The following is an 18,043-nucleotide window of genomic DNA, read 5'->3' on the forward strand; positions in this document are numbered from 1 at the left end:
ATCGTGTGTAGCTCGCGACTAAATCTAGAGAGATTGTGGCGCGATAGACACCTGTCTTCGGAAGACCGAGGCTAAGGCCCTGTTATCGGACCTTATGTTCGCCCTCAATTAAGCGAGCCGATGGTATCGGTAGGCCATGGCGGACTGACCTCCTGCTTTCTGCCAACCGGCCTGCACCGGACTAAGCGTTCCCTGGCAGAAGCCGCATACGCGCCATTGTCACCGCCGGCTGCGCTTCGCTAGCGGACGGCGCTTGCCGGCCAGGAAGCGTCATCCGCCCATACCTCCAACCAGACGTTCAGAACGTCTCATCCGCTCCACGAACGGTCACTGGACTTCGAAATCGGCGGGCGACTACCCATTGCCGACGTTAGTCCCTTCGACCCCGTCGGCGCAGTTTGGCGTCGCGGGGGCCCGGATCAGATACTGCTTAAGTTTGTCTCGATGCTCAGAGACCAAGTCCTGAAGGATTAACTTTGCTGAGCGAAGGCAGCCTGACCTCAATCCTGGAGCGGCTCCAGCAACTCGCTAAAGCGATAGAACTATGTAGATTCGCGCCAGCCATAGATTACTCATTTCCGATTAACGCATCCGGAGCAGTGTCGTCTAGTGACTGCCATAGGTCCTGCAGTGTTGAGTTGGCGTTGGAAATCGCACGGTAACACCTGATCTCCAACTGGGCCGTCCAGTCGTCGTCGCCCGCTGGAACCAGACGCCCCGCGTTCATCTCCTCAGCAACCGCGCTTACTGGTAGCCACGCGATTCCATATCGCTCGACTACCATCTTCATCAACAACATCGCCATGTCCGCCTCGTAGCAACTACGCAGATGGTATGGAGCGCCGGCACTGCTCAAAATCATATCCACCACACGGCCCATAAAGGTCGTGGCCGTGTACGCGAGATATGGAAGCGGAGCATCTGGCGAGCCAGGCAGCGGAAATAGCGGTCCCCCTCGATCATCGGGTGCGGATACGGGAATGAAGTCCTCATGGCCCAGTGTGAGGCTCACAAACTTGTCCCGGTCGAGCTGGATTGGCGCTAGCGGATGGTGGTAGCCGATCATCAAGTCGCAACTGCCCTCTGCGAGCGCCACGACCGCATCATGAACGTTGGCCGCCACGACCCGCGCGTTGAAGTCGCCTGTTTGCTGGTGAAACTGCTTCAGCCATTTTGGCAAGAATGTCAGCGACAGCGTATGGCCAGCGGTAATCTGGATAGACCGGCCTGGCATCCGGGCCTCCAGACGCAATTCGGACCGCAGGTCCGTCAACGCGCCAACTGATTCCTTGCTTTGCTCACAGAACCGACGGCCGGCAGGTGTCAGCTCGATCGGGTAGGTGCCACGGTCCACCAGTTCAACGCCGACCCAATCTTCAAGTGACTTCACCCGACGGGATAGGGCCGACTGCGTAACAAATCGGAGCTCTGAAGCCCTGGAGAAGCTTCGAGTTTGCTCAATCGCCAAGAGGTCTTCTATCCACTTTAATTGCATATGACGTCTCCGCAATTCCGCAGGTCACCGCTCCAGGAAGACAAATTTGCCTCGTGGTAAACCCTGATAAATTTCACAAATTTCACTATGAGTGTCTTATACGCCACAAAAACTCACGAAATTGATGGCGTATGGCGCATATTTAATAACTATTCTGATACGGAATAGTTTGATCATACATCCTCATCAAGTGGATTCCCTTGCGCTCCTAGAATCCGATTGCGCAATCACGGCGCATTGATGAGGGATGCGATGGCTATTCAAGAAAATTTCAACGGAACCCGGCGCGAGCATGACTTGCTTGGCTACCGCGAGGTGCCGGCGGACGCGTACTACGGCATTCACACGCTGAGAGCGCTGGAAAACTTTCCGATTTCTGGCGACCCAATTTCGAAGTACCCAGAGCTGATTGTCGCCCTGGTCGATATCAAGGAGGCGGCAGCGCTGGCAAACTGCGAACTGGATCTGCTGGATGAGAAGCGCTGCAGCGCAATCGTCGAGGCATGCAGAGCCATTCGCGCCGGCCAGCACGCAGACCAGTTCGCCGTAGACCTTATCCAGGGCGGCGCCGGTACGTCGACCAACATGAATGCCAATGAGGTCGTGTGTAACAAGGCGCTGGAAGTCTTGGGGCAGAAGCGCGGCGAATACGACGTGCTTCACCCGAACGAACACGTCAATATGAGTCAATCGACCAACGACGTGTACCCGACGGCGTTGAAGATTGCCACCTATCGCAGCGTGCTGCGCCTGCTGGACCAGATGGCACTCCTCGAGTCCGCTTTCGAGCGCAAGTCGGTCGAGTTCCGCGACATGCTCAAGGTAGGACGTACGCAGCTACAGGATGCCGTCCCAATGACCCTTGGGCAAGAGTTCGGCACGTACGCTGTCATGCTCAACGAGGACCGTCAGCGCTTGGGAGAAGCACTACCTTTGATCAGCGAGATGAACCTCGGGGCCACCGCTATCGGGACCGGCATCAACGCCCATCCGGACTATGCCGTCCTCGTGCGCAAGCACCTGTGCACCGTGAGCGGCTTGCCTCTTCATACTGCGCCCTACCTCATTGAAGCAACACAGGACTGCGGGTCCTTCGTGCAGCTCTCGGGCGTACTCAAGCGTATTGCCGTCAAGCTTTCCAAGGTATGCAACGACCTGCGACTTCTATCCAGTGGACCGCGTTCAGGCCTGGGTGAAATCAACCTGCCTCCGGTGCAGGCTGGCTCGAGCATCATGCCTGGGAAGGTGAATCCTGTGATCCCAGAAGTCGTGAACCAAGTGGCCTTTGAGGTCATCGGCAACGACATGACGATCACCATGGCTGCCGAAGCAGGCCAACTGCAGCTCAATGCGTTTGAGCCGGTCATAGCCTATTCGCTGTTCCGAAGCATCAGCCACCTGACGCAAGCCTGCGCCACGCTCGAAGAGAAATGCGTGCGCGGCATTACGGCGAACCGCGAACACATGCGCGACATGCTGGACCGCTCCATCGTGCTGGTAACCGCGTTAAACCCCTACATTGGATACGCCAACTCCACCGAGGTCGCGAGAGAAGCGCTGGAAACCGGGCGGAAAGTAGCTGACATCGTCCTGGAGCGAGGTTTGCTCTCCCCGGACACCCTAAGCGAGATTCTACGGCCGGAAGTCCTGACGTCGCCTCGCGCGCCGATTGCTTTCAATAAATAAAACGCCGGCATCAACGAGATTCCGAGCACACCATTTGTAGGTGGAGGACACAATGAACACGAAACGACTGACCACCCATATCGTGGTCGCAATGGTCGCTGGCATTGCCGTTGGATGGCTGTGCCACACCTTGGCGAAGGACGCTCAGGCCGCCAAAGACATGGCCGGCTACTTTGGCATCGTCACCGATATTTTTCTGCGTATGATCAAGATGATCATCGCGCCGCTGGTTTTCGCCACCCTGGTAGGCGGGCTGGCGAGCATGTCGGACGGTGGTGCCGTTGGCCGAATCGGTCTAAGGGCCATGATCTGGTTCGTCTCTGCATCGGCCATCTCGCTGGCGCTCGGCATGCTTCTGGTCAATCTGTTCCAACCAGGAGCGCATCTCAATCTTGCCCTGCCCGAAGCCGGTGCCGCAGCAACCAACCTCAAGGTCGGAGACTTTAGCCTGAAGGGTTTCATCACCCATGTGTTCCCAAAGAGCATCTTTGAAGCCATGGCGAACAACGAGATCCTGCAGATTCTCGTGTTCTCCCTGTTCTTTGGCTCGGCTCTGGCATTTGTAAGGGGTAGCGGCAAGTCGACTATCGTCAATGCGATTGAGGAACTGACCAAGGTCATGTTTCGCATCACGGATTACGTAATGCGCTTTGCTCCGGTCGGCGTCTTTGCGGCGATGGCGGCATCCATCACAGTGGAAGGCATCGGTGTCCTGGTCAGCTACGGCAAGCTGATTGGCGAGTTCTACCTTGGGCTCGCCATTCTGTGGGCCATCCTCTTCGGCGTAGGCTTTCTGTTCCTTGGCCGCAGCACGGGACAACTCGCCAAACTCATTCGTGAGCCCATCCTTCTGGCCTTTTCCACCGCGAGCAGTGAATCCGCATATCCCAAGACCATCACGGCTCTCGAACGCTTCGGCGTATCCAAGCGCGTCTCGAGCTTTGTCCTGCCTCTGGGATACTCGTTCAACCTAGACGGCTCGATGATGTACCAGGCGTTCGCGGTGATGTTCATCGCCCAAGCGTACAACATCGAACTGACGCTAATGCAACAACTGACCATTCTTCTGGTCCTGATGGTGACGAGCAAAGGAATGGCCGGCGTTGCTCGTGCGTCGCTCGTGGTTGTTGCGGCGACCCTGCCCATGTTCCATCTTCCGGAAGCAGGTCTGCTACTCATTATTGGCATCGACCAGTTCTTTGACATGGGCAGAACGGCCACCAACGTCGTGGGCAACAGTGTCGCCACGGCCGTAGTCGCCAAACTTGAGAACGAAGCGTCACCTGCGACAGACGAGGCAGACGATGTTGTCGCAGCAGATGGCGCCCTCTCGATTCAAGCGACCAACCGGGCATCCATCAGCTAATCTTGAAGAGGCCATACGGAATTCAGCCTCGGTAACGAACCCATTGAAGCAACTATGCAAGACCTTACCTTCGGAATCATCGGCGGCCTCGGGACGCTTGCCGGGGCTGATCTGTTCCTCAAACTCGTAAAGAGCCGTGCGGTTATGGCCGACCAGGGTCGTTACCACTTCCTGTTCGAGCAGCATCCGTTTCGCGATGTAGCAGTGCCGCTCACACGCGACGCCAGTATGACCGGGCGGAAGCTCTATGTCTTCAAGACCTGCCAGTCCTTCGAAAGCAGGAAGGTGGATGCTGTGCTGATGCCTTGCTTCGCCTCGCACACGTTTCGCGAAGAGCTTCAAGCGGAGTTATCCGTACGCATCGTGAACATGATGGATGCACTGGGGCAAGCGCTAAGCGACGCGCTTCCCGATGGGGGGCGAATTGGTGTCTTGGCCTCGGATTATGTTCGGCACGCTAATCTCTTCGAGGAGCAGTTCGGGCCGCGCTATGAGATCGTCTATCCGACCGTAGCAACACAGGCCACCCTCATGCAAGCAGTGTACGGCGTCGACGGCATCAAGGCTGGTAACACCGAAGGCCTCGGTCTGGAGCACATCCATCAGGCATGCCAGGAGTTGGTCGATTCCGGAGCCCTTTTGATTGTTCCGGGAATGACGGAACTTTCCCTGGTCACCCCGGCACTCCAGAGGCGTGGCATCGCCATCGTCGATGTGAACCAGGTCTATGCCGACTATGCAACGTCGCTGGCAGATGGGCAGGTCAATCTCGCGTTCAAGCTCGGCATCGTCGGTGGCGTAGGTCCGGCCGCAACCGTGGACTTCATGGGTAAGGTCGTGAAGAACACGACCGCCGCTAAGGACCAAGACCACATCAAGATGGTCGTCGAGCAGAACCCCCAGATACCGGACCGAACTGCCAATCTGCTTCGGCATGAGGCTGACCCGACCGTTGCTCTCTATGCGACCTGCAAGCGCCTGGAGTCAGAAGGGGCGAATGCCATTGCGATACCCTGCAATACCGCGCATGCGTATGTTGAACGCATCCAGCCGCATCTGTCCGTCCCGATTGTGAACATGCTGACCGAAACAGTCAGGCAAATCGTGGACAAGTACGGAAAGGGAGCAAAGGTTGGCCTCCTGGCCACCTCCGGCACCGTGGAGAGCCGCGTCTATCATGAGGCCGCGGTTGGACAACTGGAACTGATTACACCTGACCCTGAATTTCAGGCGATGGTCATGGAGGCCATCTACGGCGCTGACGGCGTGAAGGCCGGCCGCACACAGGGGCGCTGTGCGGATTTGCTGCGCACAGCCATCTCACACTTAGAAAGTCGAAATGCAAAAATTCAGATTCTTGGTTGTACCGAGCTCCCCCTCATTTTTGCCCATACCGAGAGCTTCCAGGTCGGAGAGGGGGCAGTGGCTCTGGTCGACCCGACGGACGTGCTCGCCAAGAGGTGTGTTCAACTTGCTCAGTCCTCGACTGACCGTTAGCCTCCTCCAAGCAGTTTCATCGAAGCCCTGCGTCCTTTCCTGAAAGCAAAGCAGTCCATTAATGCCAACCATCCGCAAATCAAGGCTCCTCGTCACGTGGATTTTTGCGCTCTGCGCCCTTGTCCACGGCGCAGAAGCTGCACAGGCCCCACAAATCACCGCACGCTCGTACATCTTGGTAGACGGCAATTCGCATCGAGTGTTGCTCGAGAAAAATGCCGACGAACGACTACAGCCCGCCTCTCTCACCAAAATGATGACGGCGTATGTCGTACTCGATGCCTTGAAAAGAGGGACAATCAAGTGGGAGCAGTTAGTCAGAGTTGAGGCCGGCGATGTTGCTCATGTAGCAGGCGACGAGGCGAGCATGCGTCTCCAAGCCGGCCAAGTGATCAGCATTCAGGACTTACTATCTGGTCTCATCGTCGTCTCCGCAAACGATGCGGCATTGGTTCTTGCCCGTACTGTCGCCGGATCGCACGAGGCCTTTCTGACGATGATGAATGACCATGCCCAGAGACTTTGGCTGAATTCGAGCCACTTCGCCACACCTTCGGGTGTCACGACGCAGGGTCATTACTCCACTGCCCGTGACATCGCCCAGCTCTCGATGCGCTTGACGGAGGACTTCCCGGTATATCTGGCCTTCTCTGCGCAGCGCGACTTCAGTTATGGAAGCTTCAGGAAGCACAACAAGAACCGTATGCTAGACGACCCAACTGTGGACGGACTCAAAACAGGGCACACCGCCAAGGCCGGCTATTGCCTTGCTGCCACCGCAAAACGCACTGTGGGCGGTCGGAAGACACGTAGGGTGTTCGCGATCGTTCTTGGCGCGCCGTCGAACGACGGGCGTTTCATGGCGGGTAAGACGCTCATCGACTACAGCTTCCACTGAGTATCTACCGTCTCGCACGTGCAACGCTCCCTTGTGCACGAGAGGTCGCAGACGAAGCCTTATGCCCCTGGCATCCCAATCACGTCTGGCCGTCACTGGGTAGCTCGTAGTTGTTGGTAATGGTGCCAAAACGATGACTTTGTTCGCTCACCAGTCGAGCCCATGCCGATTTCGTCATGACATAGCCGATTGCGTCGGTCCTGGAACTCAGCCGTTCAACGACTTCGCGTAATGCTTCAGGCTTTCCCTCGATGGCGATGCGGAGATAATTGTCAGCACCGTTGTACAGGACGAGCGCGCCTCCGCTAACCGCGTACCGCACGCCCGGCAATGAGGGACGTGCGGCCAATGATGGTTCGGCTTCGCGCAGCGTCTCGGCAGACTGCGCTTGGAAACGATGGACAACACTGACTTCCGTGGACCGCTGTGCAGCGACTCTTGCCTCGAAGGCTCGTGTCTCCTCCCGTTGCCTTTGGTACTCCGCCTCGCATTGGGCTTCCAGACGTGCGAGCAGCTCGTCTTGCTTTCGATTCACCAGCCACTTTTTGCGAGGATCACCCCCGAATAGCACCGCCGCTAGCTCCCCAACTGTCGCCGGTCGCTCGCGACTCAGATCGATCTCAATCGCCGCATGACCGAGTTCTCGCAGACGGGCGAGCTTCGAAGGCCCAACCTTATGGGTCACGGCAATCTCGACGAGCAACAGCCGGTCACCATAGGTGATCACCACGTCGGGCCGCACGTCAAAGAGCAAGCACTCCAGGGTGACCGATTGCGGATAGATTGTCCGACCCGGCAGTGATCCCCTGGCTCGGATTGGAATCACCGGGCCCTGGCGCTCAACGACTACGTCAACGCCCGGCACGGCAAACTCCCCTCGTTTTGCAATCAGTGCCTTGGCCAAGTGATGAAGCACAGTCTCGTGCGCCCACCGACATTCCGCACCGGAGTCGTGCGCAAACGAGTGAGCGCGCACGATTCCTTGGCGGGCGATCAGTGGCTCTTTGCAGGCGGGGCAGATGCAACCACATTGCTTGCCGTTGGGGACCGCATCGACGTGGCGCAACGCGCCGCTACCGTCCAGGGCGAACGTCAACATCGCTTCGGCACCGCCATGCAACGTCAACGCAGGCGGATAGACAAGCTCGTCGTCCGCTTCCGGCGCGTTCGTCTCATCTGGCCTGATCAAGCTGCTTTCCCTCCTCGATCAAAGCGTTGAGCTTCGTTCTGTCGAATCACCCCAACATTACAGGGGGTAGAGCACAACCTGAAGGCCCTTATCGTACCCGGAAAGCTCGCCGGACCGCCCCGCATCGACTTCCCGCTTAAGCCAGGGCGGCGCCACGACATGCCGGGCCCCAGCCGGCCTTTCCCCATTGCAATGGCAGAAAACCGGCGATGAGGGGCAGCCGGCAGAGGATCGAAGTCTCCCGCGGACCTAAGTTCTTCCAGCGACCACCCGTGCGATGTCGCCTCGATCTGCCATTCAGACGACCGCTTCGCCCAGGAAACTGCCGTTGGAGAAACGCACGGTCCAATGACCGCAGTGGGTCGGCAAGAGCCAGTGAGCAACCGGGTAGGAGCACTGTAACGAGTTTCGGACTTCGCGGATGGTATTGGCGACTTCAGCGGCGATTTCCGTCCGGCGAGTCACGAGATTAAGCAGGAACGTAGGTCAACCTGATCACATCCTCGCCAATCCGATCAATAGTCATAAGGCGGAGCGGCGGCCGGGGTCCGGCGAAATATGGCTTGCCGTGACCAAGCACGACGGGGTGCAGGTAGATTCGATACTCATCGATCAGGCCAAGTTCGGTGAGGCTTTGCGCTAAGTCCGGGCCAGCAACTTCGATCTCCCCGTCACGCTCGGCCTTCAGCTCGCGGATCGCGCCCTCAAGATCATCCTCAACAAGCCTGGCGTTGGGGCCGACCGACTTCAACGAGCGCGAGACGACCCATTTCGGCTGGTTCCGCCACGCCGCCGCGAAGGCGTGCTGCTCTGCATCCCATTCAGGATGATCGTCGTCCCAGTAACGCATGACCTCATACATTCGGCGACCGTACACACTGCCCGCCTGCCCCTGAGCCTCCTCGATGAAGTGGCGGAAGAGCATGGGGCTTGGCGCAAACGCCATATGGTCGACGTAGCCGTCCAGGGACTGGTTCATTCCGAACACGAGCTTAGCCATACCACTTCCTCTCCTCACGCGGCACATCCGTGCGGTTCTGATTGCGTTATGCAATCGGTTGTAAGCTAGATCGACTGATTTTATATATAAATCCTTGACGCGAAAGATTTTGACTCTCAGCCATGCTGGCAAACGACAGACGCATTCGCTTCGTGTTGGAAGTTCGTTATTTTCCGGACTGGCGCGCAGGCTTGGCAGCGTCCTTGGTACGCTGAGCTTCAATCTCGGGGGCGCTGCTGCCTGTGGACTGGCTCCGCGGTCGGATGGCCTTCCGCTTCACGCGCGATCTCGACCGCGTCGCGAAGGTTCACCTGCAGCATGGCCATGCCACCGACATAGCTACCAAGGGCGTGCATGGCGCGCGCCTCAATCTCATCCGCAGAGGTCAGGCCAGCCGCCACCAGGGCGCGAATGTCTTCCCGGTCATTGTCGGCGAGCCTGGCTATCTTGCTAACGGCCAGATCGGTCGGCGAGAGTACACGCACCTGAATTTGCTCGAGTCCAAGGTCCACAGGAATCGAGTCCTCCTGATAGTCCTCATGCATCAGCGCAAAGGTCGAGTTGTAGTTGGTATCGAGGTAGATGACACGCGGGGTGCCATCCTCCAGTACCACATCCACGAGGACGTCCTGGGGCAGCATGACACGCCCCGCGAACTCGGCGTCAACGTCGGTTGTGACACGGTTTGCCGTGTAGAGGTGGACCGCCATGCCACCGGCGAGGTACACGGTCAGCGGACGAAGGAGGGAGAGCCGATGCTCCAGTTGCTTAGCTCCCGAAGGCCTTCGGCAAGCGCCGTGCGGGTGTGAAAGGAGACGCTGTCGGACATATCAGTGGTGTCGCAGTTGCATGGTCAGCATGTCACGCAATCGCGGCAAGCCCCAGACCCACCCATTGCGAACCACTTCCGCGCTGGGAACCAGATCGGCGGGATGCGTACGAAAATACCGGTCACTCGCAGCCATCATGCGGGCAGCCTCCATGGGAAATCGTGACTGCAGCACCATCGCTGCAACTCGGAAGACATTGGCCTCGCGCTGGTCGACCGCTACGGAGACGTCGCCGCGAGACGCTGCCTCACACCGGTCCAACACCTTGCGCTCCTCATCCCTGGCCGTCATGGCATTTCGCTCCTAAAGCTGATCCGCCGCCTGCAAGCCGCCACATCAACTGTACCGGTTTCGAGGGGATGCCGGCAAATGGGTTGCACCTGGCACCCGCCACACACGGACCCGTCATGGTCGTTCGCCCCCGTTTTGGCGCGGTCTCCTTGACGTGCCCGAGACCGCGTCTGTCCATAGGCGCGAGCACCCGGCCCAAGCACGATTCGCTGGTACTCACCCTCTTCGGCCAGCATGGACGCCGGCGGCATATCGGCAAAGCGCGGGCTCATTGGGAACGGGCCAGAATGCGCTCCCGGTCCTCGTTGCTCAGCACGTGCTGGCGCGGCGGCCCCGCTCGCGTCTGGCGTCGGTCGCCGACCCACCCACAACGCAAACTGACGATGAAGGCGATGATGTTCAGTAATCTAGTCAAATTTCAATATTTTGACTAGTATACTGAACATATTCCAGCCTTCACTGATACTACTTCCGTCCTAGAACGTCACTTGCTGCTGCAACTCGGCGACCGCATCAAGCGTCTGCGGAAGGCCCAGAACTTCAGCACGGTCGAGATGGCCAAGCGCGTTGGCATCTCCCGGACGACCCTCGCTTCCGTTGAGGCAGGCGACCCCGCGCCGACGATGGGCACTTACCTTCGCGTCATGTCGGTCCTCGGCGTGGCCGGTGACCTCGCCCTGTTGGTCAGCGACACCTTCCAGCCGCCGCCGGCAAATTCAGCAGCCGCCTCGTCCAAGCGTACCAGACCGCAGGTGCAGGTTATGGTGACGACGGATCCCAGCCGCCATCAAGCTCAGGATTTGCAGAGCATGGCGCTCCACAAGGAGGCGATCCGCATGATTCATGAGGATCCTGCGCTACTGGGCCGGGCCCAAGAGATGCTCAGGCGATGGCGCTCGCAGGGAGACTCACGGTCTGATTCACTTTGGTCCGAGTGGGAAACGATTCTTGCGAACCGGTCGTGGCGCAAAGCGCTTGGCCGAACTCGACGTGCTCAAGAGCTTCGCCAGGCCTCTCCCCTGCCGGCGGTTCTACCCGACGCCCTTCGGCAGGACGTGCTTGCACAGATCCAGGCGTTGAAGAAAGGCATTGTGATCGGGGATCAGGAATGAACCGGGAAGATCTGGAACACATCATTCGGGCTGCGGCCGACGTCACGAATGAATACGAGTTCGTTGTCGTTGGACATGCCGATAGAAAAAGCTGCACAGGGACGACTGCGCGCACGCATCAAGCGCTGGACGAAGGCCTTGCGGGACCAAGGCATGTGGTTCCCGATGGCGACGCCTAGTCGGAGCTATCCGTTAGGCGGCGTAGGTGTCGCCCCGGCGCCCCGCAACTCGCAGTAAAGGCCCCGTTATCGAACCTTATCGCCGCGCCTTGGCCCAGTCCGGCAAGGGCCGACCGCCTTGCGGCTGACGGAAGTCGCTTCCCTGGCAACAACGGTCAACCGAAAGTCAGCCAGAAGATGTCCGGGTTCGTTCCGATTCCCGCCATTCAGTGGCCCCGCACATGAATACGGCAAGTGACCAAAAAAAACGTCGTCCATTCCGTAGGCGGCTTGCTCAAGAGCCCCCGGATATCTCACTTTCCAGCCGTCGCATCCGCGCCTGTATCGCCGCCGCAAGTTCCATCAGTGGCTCTGCCAAGGCAGCCTCGACAGCCTCGGCATCCTCTTGGGTCGATGCACTCACATTTAAGGCATGGACTTCATAGCCGCCGATGTGTAATGGCGTCGCCATCGCAATGACCTGAGGCTGCCATGAAGCAATACAGTAGCCCTTTTCTCGCACCGAGAGGACTGCGACCTCGATTTCCCGACGCAAGCTCCGCCAGCCGCGGCCCTGGTGTTTTTCAGCGAGAGCCAACAACATCGCGCTGAACGCCTCAGGTGCAAGCGTCGCAAGGTAGGCACGGCCCAGCGAAGTCAATGCCATCGGGATACGCTGCCCGCTCACCACCGTTCGTAACGACTGTCGCCGGTTGTAGCGAAACGACTCGAGATAGACCATCTCATCCCCGTCGGGCGCCGCCAGGCCGACGTTAATCTTGTGGCGCATTGCGACCTCAACCATCATTGGCGCCGCGACTTTGAGGACCTGCGAGCTGTCTCGCATGGCGTGTGCCATGCTGAGCACCGGCACAGCAAGGCGATATGCTCGAAACTGCGGAATGTATTCGAGCATACCTGTCTCAATCAACGACTGCGTCAGCCGGCTGACGGTCGACCGGGACAAACCGGTGCGCTCCGCAATCTCACTGTTGCCTAGCATTGAGGAACCGGCGCGGAAGGCGCGCAGTACGGCAATGCCGCGTTCGAGCGAGCGATTCGGCGTTGCCTTGCCCTGACCTGGTTTTATCCGTTCAATGCTGAGAATGCTGTTTGACATGAAAGCTTTCCAAGGCTTGTCAGACCGTCCGGACGGTAGCTGGCATGACTCCAGGGAATGCTACTCGATGCGGATCTCCTTGTCCTTCACCACCTGCTTTCACCGGCCGACCTCTTGCTCGGCGACCGCGCGTAGGTCCTGAGGTGAGCCGATGCCTCCCACCACGCCTTCGAGCGCCAGCCGGTCACGAAATGCACCGGAGGCTGACGCTTGCACGATAGCCCGATGCAGCGCAGTGACGACATCGGGCGGCGTCCCCTTTGGCGAGAAGACACCGTACCAAACCTCGGCACTGTAGCCTTTGACAGCTGCCTCCGCCACCGCAGGAACATCGGGAAAAGTTGGGGAACGCGTGGACGAAGTTACTGCGAGTGCTCGCACTCGACCGTCGCGGATCAATGTTGCAGCGCTAGCCATCGTCGCGAACGCAACATCAATATGGCCGGCCAACAGATCGGAAAATGGGGCGCAGAGCCACCGTATGGCACGTGCACAAGCCGGATTCCTGCCATGGATGGGAAATACTCGGCTGCCAAGTGGACGGACGTGCCGTTGCCCGCCGAGCCATAGGTCAGCTTCCCCGGATTCGCTTTGGCTTCACGCAACAAGTCCGCTGCCGATCGGATCTTCTGTCGTTGCGCACCAGCACCACGTTCGGCGCGCGGCCGAGAGCGCGACCGGTTCGAAGGCCTGGATGCCACCGTACGGCAGCTTGATGCCGATGCTGGCAACGATGGAAAACGCACTGGTGGTGAGCAAAAGCGTATGGCCATCCGGCGGACTCTTACTCACCACGTCGCCGCCCTTGATCGAACCGGCTCCCGGCTTGTTCTCAACGATAAAAAAGGGCTTGCCGAGGCTACGCGAAAGTTCATCGCCCAGCGAGCGTGCTATCACATCAGTGCCACCGCCGGCCGGAAACGGAACAATCACGCGAATCGGTCGCGCTGGATACGATTCCGCACGCGCTCCTATGGACAAAACAGACAATGCGGCGACTAGTACGACGTGTAGCAAGCTGCCTAATGGGTTGATCCTTTGCATGATACTGATGTAGTCGAGACGAATGCCGGGCCCTTCACGCAAAAAGTTCGCGGATACTTTCGGATTCAATATGCCAAATCCGCCCTGCCAGCCGACGTGCGGCTTCAACGCCCACAATCGGGGACGCCAGTTCCATCAGCTTGCCGTCGAGATCCGCGTCCGACAACGGATCCTCGGGATCGCCCTTCCGATTTGGCTGAAGGTAGTCGGCTTTGGCGCCGTCCAAGGTTTCGATCTCCACCCTGGCTGCGCGCTTGCCAGGAAACCATTCATCGATTTCCGGATCGACCACGATTGTCATGCAATCCATTAGCCGGCGCGTCTCATCGTCCCGCAGCCGCTCCGGTGTGTAGGCCGGCAGGCGTACGCTGCCATGTACCAGTGCGGTAGCGACGATGTACTTGAGGCTGAACTTGGCCTCGTTCTCCGTCTGGGGATCGAGGTAACAGGCAATCTCCAATGCAGGACGGTAGGTAGCAACGTGAATGTGCCGGATCTGCGAGGTGTCAATGCCAAGCTTCGCTTTCAGGGCGAGTGCGCCGTCAATTGCCGCAAAGGTGTGGCCACAGCCGATATGGTTCTTGAAGGTTAGTCGGCAGATATGGAAATCCGTGCCCAGTGTCGCGGCCAACGCGCCCCATTCCGGGCCGTCAGACATAGCACGGCCAATTCCCGTCTCGCCGTCAAGCACATCGAGCGAACCCGTGATACCGGCAACGGCAGCACGGGCAGCCAGCACGCCTCCCTCTGCCGCTCGGCCCACGTGCAGAGGCTTGGACATCGAGTCCATGCGGAATGCCTGCTGCAGTCCGGCGGCGAAAGTTGCCGCGGTTGCCAGCGCGTGCGCAAGCTGCTCCTCGGTCGCGCCATAGATAAACGCGGCCGCTGCCGCCGCGCCGAAGGTGCCAACGGTGGCGGTGCTATGCCAGTAGCGATAATGCGCGCGGCCCAGTACCACGCCAATGCGGGTCGACACTTCATAGCCAACAACGATACCCTTCAGCAGCAACTCCCCGGTGGCGCCTACATCCTGCGCGGCAGCGATCGCGGCGGCAATGGTCGGAGCACCGGGGTGATACATCGCGTCGCGAAAGCTGTCGTCGATTTCGGCAGCGTGAGCGGCGGCGCCATTGAGCAACGCCGCAACGCGCGCCGTGACATGTTGCCCCCCAGGCAGCGTGGCGTTGCCCCGGCCGAACTCCTCTTCCAGCGCACCTCGAAGTCGCTGTACCGCCTCCGCGTCAAGGCCCGGGAACAGTGCTGCATGCCAGTCGATCAGCGCGCGCTTCGCATGGTGAAGTACCTCGACGGGTAGCGATCCAGCTTTGACGGTGCTGAAGAATTGCCCAAAAGCCTCTGTTGCGTACATGGATTCTCCTCTCTGCCGGCCCTGGCCGGCTTATGTCAATGCCTGAGCGCGCTGCCGCAGCCACGCGTTCAGCATCGTGTTGACTTGTTGGTGGGCCTCGTATTGCGCCCAATGCCCGGCGTGCGGAACTAGGTGGACGCTGACTGGGTGAGCTCCTGCTGGCGCCTCTTCGCGAGCGTTACGGGCGACTTCCGCGAGCGATTCAGGTGACATGGTCACGTCCTTCTCGCCCCAGATCATCAGTATTGGTCCGGCAAAGCGGGCAAGGGCGTCCTGCAACCCACCGGCACGCGAAATCGGCTTGCTGTGGAAGCGCGTCGCACGGCAAGCCTCGGTATGGATAGTCACGGCTTCGCCATCAATCCCCGCTGGTTCGGCAATCATGAATGCCGCCAAGTTGTGGCGCATTGCATTGGCCAGTGCCGCAGGGCTTTCACAACGGCGCCAGTCGACGAGCGCCTGTGTCATGCGTCGTGGCCCGCCATGGCCAGCCGGCCCGATCAGCGCCAGACGATCGACGGTCACCTGAACCAGGCCCGCATGGGTTGCTAGGTGGGCCGCCACCAGCGCCCCAAACGAGAAGCCCACCAGGTCGACGCAGTCTAGCTGCAACTGAGCCAGCGAGCGGGCCAGGACATCGACGAAGCCAGACAAATCCGAGCATGGTGCGGGCCCAGCCTCGCCAAAACCCGGCATGTCGGGCACGAGTAGTCGGCGTGTCCGGGAAAGCGGTTCGATATTGCGCGCCCAATGCTGCCAGTTTCCGTGACCGCCGTGGAGCATGACGGTAGTCGGTCCGGCCCCAAAGCTTCGCCAGACGACCTCGCAGCCGTCCACTGAAGTCACCAGCGCACTCTCCCGCTCACCGCGCATGCTGTTGCCTCATTAGCGATTGCCGCCGTCGGTCAGTATCGCCACGCCGTCGGCGGCCACAACGCCCTGCCCTTCCGGTAGCACGAACACAGGATTGATCTCGGCCTCAATCAGCCTGTCGCCAAGCGTTGCGACCATCCGCGAGAAGGCGACAATGGCGTCGGCCAGCGCATCCACGTCTGACTTGGGCCGGCCGCGGTAGCCCTGCAGCAGGGGAGCCGTCTTCAGCCGCTGGATCATTTCCAGTGCCGCCCGGCGCGTCAGACCGTGGCCGGTAGGCAACAGCCGCAGCGTGGTATCACTGAACAGTTCCGCGGTAACCCCACCCATGCCAAGGAGGATGGCGGTACCAAGCGCATCCCGGTGCATGCCGAGAATCACCTCTACTCCGCCCTTGACCATTTCCTGCACCAGGTAACGCTGAGGTACGATTCCCGTGGCGGACTGTACGTCCGAAGCCATCGTTGCGAGCCGTCCTGCCACTTCGGCGGGCGAAACATTGACGGCCACGCCGCCGACATCGCTCTTGTGCGTGATTTCGGCCGATAACACCTTTAGCACGACATTGCCGCAGAAGCCCTCCGCGGCCGCCCGCGCCTGATCGCCGTTGGTGACGACAACCTCCTTCGCAACCGGCACATCAAAGCCGGCGAACAGCGTCTTTGCCGCAGCTTCGTCAAGCGGGCCGGTACCGAAGGTGTGCAGATCCGGCAGCGGCAGCGAGGAAGTCCCCACTTCTTCGTCCACCCCAATGTCGCTCGCGCGGAGCATCGCATCGAATGCTACCGTGCATGCCTCTGGCGCTGAGAATGCCGGCACGCCACGCCGACTGAGCAGCGATGCGACTTCCGGCGCATGCGGGCTGACATATGCAATCACCGGTTTGTCGCTGTCTGGCAGACAGTCACGGATCGCATTGGCCATCAGGTCCGGCATTGCCAGGCTTGACGAACCCACGATCACCGATACCGCGTCATAGCTCGGGCTTTCCAGCAGGATCCGGATTGCGGCACGCAGCAGATCGGGCTGCAGCCCAGCCAGGGTCACATCGATCGGATTGCGGTCGAGCGCTGCATGGTCCCCCTTCTGCAATGCCCGCAGCTTCGCCGCGGTCTCTTCGTCCGGTGCCGGCGTCTCGAAGCCGGCCACACCCAGGCTGTCAGAGACCAGCGTCCCCGCGCCGCCGGTCGAGGTCAGGATGGCGATGCGCTTTCCGCGCAGCTTGCGGCCCGTAGCCAGTGCCGCAGGCATGTCGAGCAAGTCGGAGAAGGTTTGCGCGCGGATCACGCCGACTTGCTCGAACAGAGCGTCGTACATACGGTCGGCGCCGGCCAGTGCACCTGTGTGGGAGACCGCGGCGCGTGCCCCGCTTTCGGAGCGGCCAATTTTGAACGCCACCACCGGCTTGCCGGCGCGCGCCGCCTTCATCGCGGCGCGGCGGAACGTGTCAGGGTTGCGCACGCTCTCGACATAGAGCGCGATCACGCGGGTAGCCTCGTCGTCGGCCAGGTAGTCGATAAAATCGGCCAGGTCCAGGTCGACTTCATTGCTGGTGGAAATCAGCTTGCTCAGGCCGATACCCCGCGCCGCGGCGCGTGACAGTAGGGCGCCGAGGATACCGCCGCTCTGCGATACCACGCCAATGCTGCCAGACGGGAACTGGTCCATCTCCAGCGCGCCGCTGGCCGACAACGGAATATTGTCGGTCAGGTTGACCAGCCCGATGGTGTTTGGCCCCAGCAGGCGCATGCTGCCGGCTGCTTCAATCAGCTCGGCCTGGCGCCGAGCGCCCTCGGCGCCGGTCTCGGTATAGCCGCTGGCCAGCACGATGGCGGCTCCTGCACCGCGAGCAGCCAGGTCGCGCACCGCCAGATGGGCGCGCTCGGCGCCCAGCAGCACGATGCCGACATCTGGCACTTCCGGCAACGAGGCGATGTCGGGATAGCAACGCAGGCCGTCGATCGATTCGACCTTGGGGTTGACCGGGTAGATCGCCCCGCTGAAACCGTGCTTGCGCAAGTATGACACCGGACGGCCGGCGGTTTTGGTGGGATCAGCGGAAGCCCCGATCACGGCGACACTGCGCGGCGTGACAAGTCGTTGGATGGCGTTCAT

Annotated in this window: 18 protein-coding genes; 5 read left to right on the top strand and 13 right to left on the bottom strand. The window is 60.0% G+C overall.

What is annotated here, in order from left to right:
* Positions 1–568: 568 nt before the first annotated feature.
* Positions 569–1,495, bottom strand: a complete 927-nt coding sequence (locus AC3WL8_RS27895) for a LysR substrate-binding domain-containing protein (protein WP_492379242.1) — start codon at positions 1,493–1,495, stop codon at positions 569–571.
* Positions 1,496–1,747: 252 nt separating this feature from the next.
* Between AC3WL8_RS27895 and aspA the strand changes: the two genes are divergently transcribed.
* The 4 genes from aspA (at position 1,748) to AC3WL8_RS27915 (ending at position 6,942) form a co-directional block, all read left to right on the top strand.
* Positions 1,748–3,181 (top strand): aspartate ammonia-lyase, encoded by a 1,434-nt coding sequence (gene aspA, locus AC3WL8_RS27900; protein WP_492379243.1) that lies wholly within the window; start codon positions 1,748–1,750, stop codon positions 3,179–3,181.
* Between the two features lie 52 nt (positions 3,182–3,233).
* Entirely contained in the window at positions 3,234–4,547 is a 1,314-nt protein-coding gene (locus AC3WL8_RS27905) for a dicarboxylate/amino acid:cation symporter (protein WP_492379244.1), read from the top strand.
* Between the two features lie 54 nt (positions 4,548–4,601).
* Positions 4,602–6,044: a cysteate racemase gene (cuyB, locus tag AC3WL8_RS27910; protein ID WP_492379245.1), complete on the top strand. Its 1,443-nt coding sequence runs from the start codon at positions 4,602–4,604 to the stop codon at positions 6,042–6,044.
* A gap of 61 nt (positions 6,045–6,105) precedes the next feature.
* Positions 6,106–6,942, top strand: a complete 837-nt coding sequence (locus AC3WL8_RS27915) for a D-alanyl-D-alanine carboxypeptidase family protein (protein WP_492379246.1) — start codon at positions 6,106–6,108, stop codon at positions 6,940–6,942.
* A gap of 79 nt (positions 6,943–7,021) precedes the next feature.
* Here AC3WL8_RS27915 and AC3WL8_RS27920 read toward each other — a convergent pair whose 3' ends face one another.
* The 4 genes from AC3WL8_RS27920 to AC3WL8_RS27935 form a co-directional block, all read right to left on the bottom strand.
* Complete coding sequence (locus AC3WL8_RS27920) at positions 7,022–8,131, bottom strand: competence protein CoiA family protein (RefSeq protein WP_492379247.1); 1,110 nt, start codon at positions 8,129–8,131, stop codon at positions 7,022–7,024.
* Between the two features lie 469 nt (positions 8,132–8,600).
* Positions 8,601–9,131, bottom strand: coding sequence for a dihydrofolate reductase family protein (locus AC3WL8_RS27925; protein ID WP_492379248.1), 531 nt, complete (start codon positions 9,129–9,131; stop codon positions 8,601–8,603).
* A 218-nt stretch (positions 9,132–9,349) separates the two neighbouring features.
* A complete protein-coding gene (locus tag AC3WL8_RS27930; protein ID WP_492379249.1) occupies positions 9,350–9,841 on the bottom strand; it encodes a DUF6036 family nucleotidyltransferase in 492 nt (163 codons plus the stop codon).
* Between the two features lie 120 nt (positions 9,842–9,961).
* A complete protein-coding gene (locus AC3WL8_RS27935; protein ID WP_492379250.1) occupies positions 9,962–10,252 on the bottom strand; it encodes a hypothetical protein in 291 nt (96 codons plus the stop codon).
* A 446-nt stretch (positions 10,253–10,698) separates the two neighbouring features.
* Here AC3WL8_RS27935 and AC3WL8_RS27940 point away from each other — a divergent pair, with 446 nt between their 5' ends.
* Positions 10,699–11,364, top strand: coding sequence for a helix-turn-helix transcriptional regulator (locus AC3WL8_RS27940; RefSeq protein WP_492379316.1), 666 nt, complete (start codon positions 10,699–10,701; stop codon positions 11,362–11,364).
* On the opposite strand, the gene AC3WL8_RS27945 is transcribed toward AC3WL8_RS27940, so the two are convergent.
* The 8 genes from AC3WL8_RS27945 to AC3WL8_RS27980 all read right to left on the bottom strand — a co-directional run bounded on the left by AC3WL8_RS27945 (position 11,355) and on the right by AC3WL8_RS27980 (position 18,043).
* Positions 11,355–11,519, bottom strand: coding sequence for a hypothetical protein (locus AC3WL8_RS27945; RefSeq protein WP_492379251.1), 165 nt, complete (start codon positions 11,517–11,519; stop codon positions 11,355–11,357). The genes AC3WL8_RS27940 and AC3WL8_RS27945 overlap by 10 nt on opposite strands.
* A gap of 298 nt (positions 11,520–11,817) precedes the next feature.
* Entirely contained in the window at positions 11,818–12,642 is an 825-nt protein-coding gene (locus tag AC3WL8_RS27950; RefSeq protein ID WP_492379252.1) for an IclR family transcriptional regulator, read from the bottom strand.
* Between the two features lie 99 nt (positions 12,643–12,741).
* Positions 12,742–13,092, bottom strand: a complete 351-nt coding sequence (locus tag AC3WL8_RS27955) for a tripartite tricarboxylate transporter substrate-binding protein (protein ID WP_492379253.1) — start codon at positions 13,090–13,092, stop codon at positions 12,742–12,744.
* Positions 13,038–13,343, bottom strand: a complete 306-nt coding sequence (locus AC3WL8_RS27960; protein ID WP_492379254.1) for a tripartite tricarboxylate transporter substrate-binding protein — start codon at positions 13,341–13,343, stop codon at positions 13,038–13,040. Before AC3WL8_RS27960 ends, AC3WL8_RS27955 begins: the two co-directional genes overlap by 55 nt.
* The gene (locus AC3WL8_RS27965; RefSeq protein ID WP_492379255.1) at positions 13,240–13,755 is read right to left on the bottom strand and encodes a Bug family tripartite tricarboxylate transporter substrate binding protein; all 516 of its coding nucleotides are present in this window, start codon (positions 13,753–13,755) and stop codon (positions 13,240–13,242) included. Before AC3WL8_RS27965 ends, AC3WL8_RS27960 begins: the two co-directional genes overlap by 104 nt.
* Entirely contained in the window at positions 13,721–15,055 is a 1,335-nt protein-coding gene (locus AC3WL8_RS27970) for an MmgE/PrpD family protein (protein WP_492379256.1), read from the bottom strand. Before AC3WL8_RS27970 ends, AC3WL8_RS27965 begins: the two co-directional genes overlap by 35 nt.
* Positions 15,056–15,085: 30 nt before the next feature.
* Positions 15,086–15,901 carry an alpha/beta fold hydrolase gene (locus AC3WL8_RS27975; RefSeq protein ID WP_492379257.1) on the bottom strand — a complete coding sequence of 272 codons (816 nt, stop codon included), beginning with the start codon at positions 15,899–15,901 and terminating at the stop codon, positions 15,086–15,088.
* A 39-nt stretch (positions 15,902–15,940) separates the two neighbouring features.
* Complete coding sequence (locus tag AC3WL8_RS27980) at positions 15,941–18,043, bottom strand: acetate--CoA ligase family protein (protein ID WP_492379317.1); 2,103 nt, start codon at positions 18,041–18,043, stop codon at positions 15,941–15,943.

This window comes from Cupriavidus sp. FW305-F7 (genome assembly GCF_058782875.1).

Coding starts and splice junctions, on each gene's coding strand:
- AC3WL8_RS27930 (WP_492379249.1), bottom strand. CDS start 9,841: ATGGCGGTCCACCTCTACACGGCAAACCGTGTCACAACCGACGTTGAC.
- AC3WL8_RS27970 (WP_492379256.1), bottom strand. CDS start 15,055: ATGTACGCAACAGAGGCTTTTGGGCAATTCTTCAGCACCGTCAAAGCT.
- AC3WL8_RS27905 (WP_492379244.1), top strand. CDS start 3,234: ATGAACACGAAACGACTGACCACCCATATCGTGGTCGCAATGGTCGCT.
- AC3WL8_RS27980 (WP_492379317.1), bottom strand. CDS start 18,043: ATGAACGCCATCCAACGACTTGTCACGCCGCGCAGTGTCGCCGTGATC.
- AC3WL8_RS27935 (WP_492379250.1), bottom strand. CDS start 10,252: ATGACGGCCAGGGATGAGGAGCGCAAGGTGTTGGACCGGTGTGAGGCA.
- AC3WL8_RS27945 (WP_492379251.1), bottom strand. CDS start 11,519: ATGCCTTGGTCCCGCAAGGCCTTCGTCCAGCGCTTGATGCGTGCGCGC.
- AC3WL8_RS27915 (WP_492379246.1), top strand. CDS start 6,106: ATGCCAACCATCCGCAAATCAAGGCTCCTCGTCACGTGGATTTTTGCG.
- AC3WL8_RS27925 (WP_492379248.1), bottom strand. CDS start 9,131: ATGGCTAAGCTCGTGTTCGGAATGAACCAGTCCCTGGACGGCTACGTC.
- AC3WL8_RS27950 (WP_492379252.1), bottom strand. CDS start 12,642: ATGTCAAACAGCATTCTCAGCATTGAACGGATAAAACCAGGTCAGGGC.
- cuyB (WP_492379245.1), top strand. CDS start 4,602: ATGCAAGACCTTACCTTCGGAATCATCGGCGGCCTCGGGACGCTTGCC.
- aspA (WP_492379243.1), top strand. CDS start 1,748: ATGGCTATTCAAGAAAATTTCAACGGAACCCGGCGCGAGCATGACTTG.
- AC3WL8_RS27895 (WP_492379242.1), bottom strand. CDS start 1,495: ATGCAATTAAAGTGGATAGAAGACCTCTTGGCGATTGAGCAAACTCGA.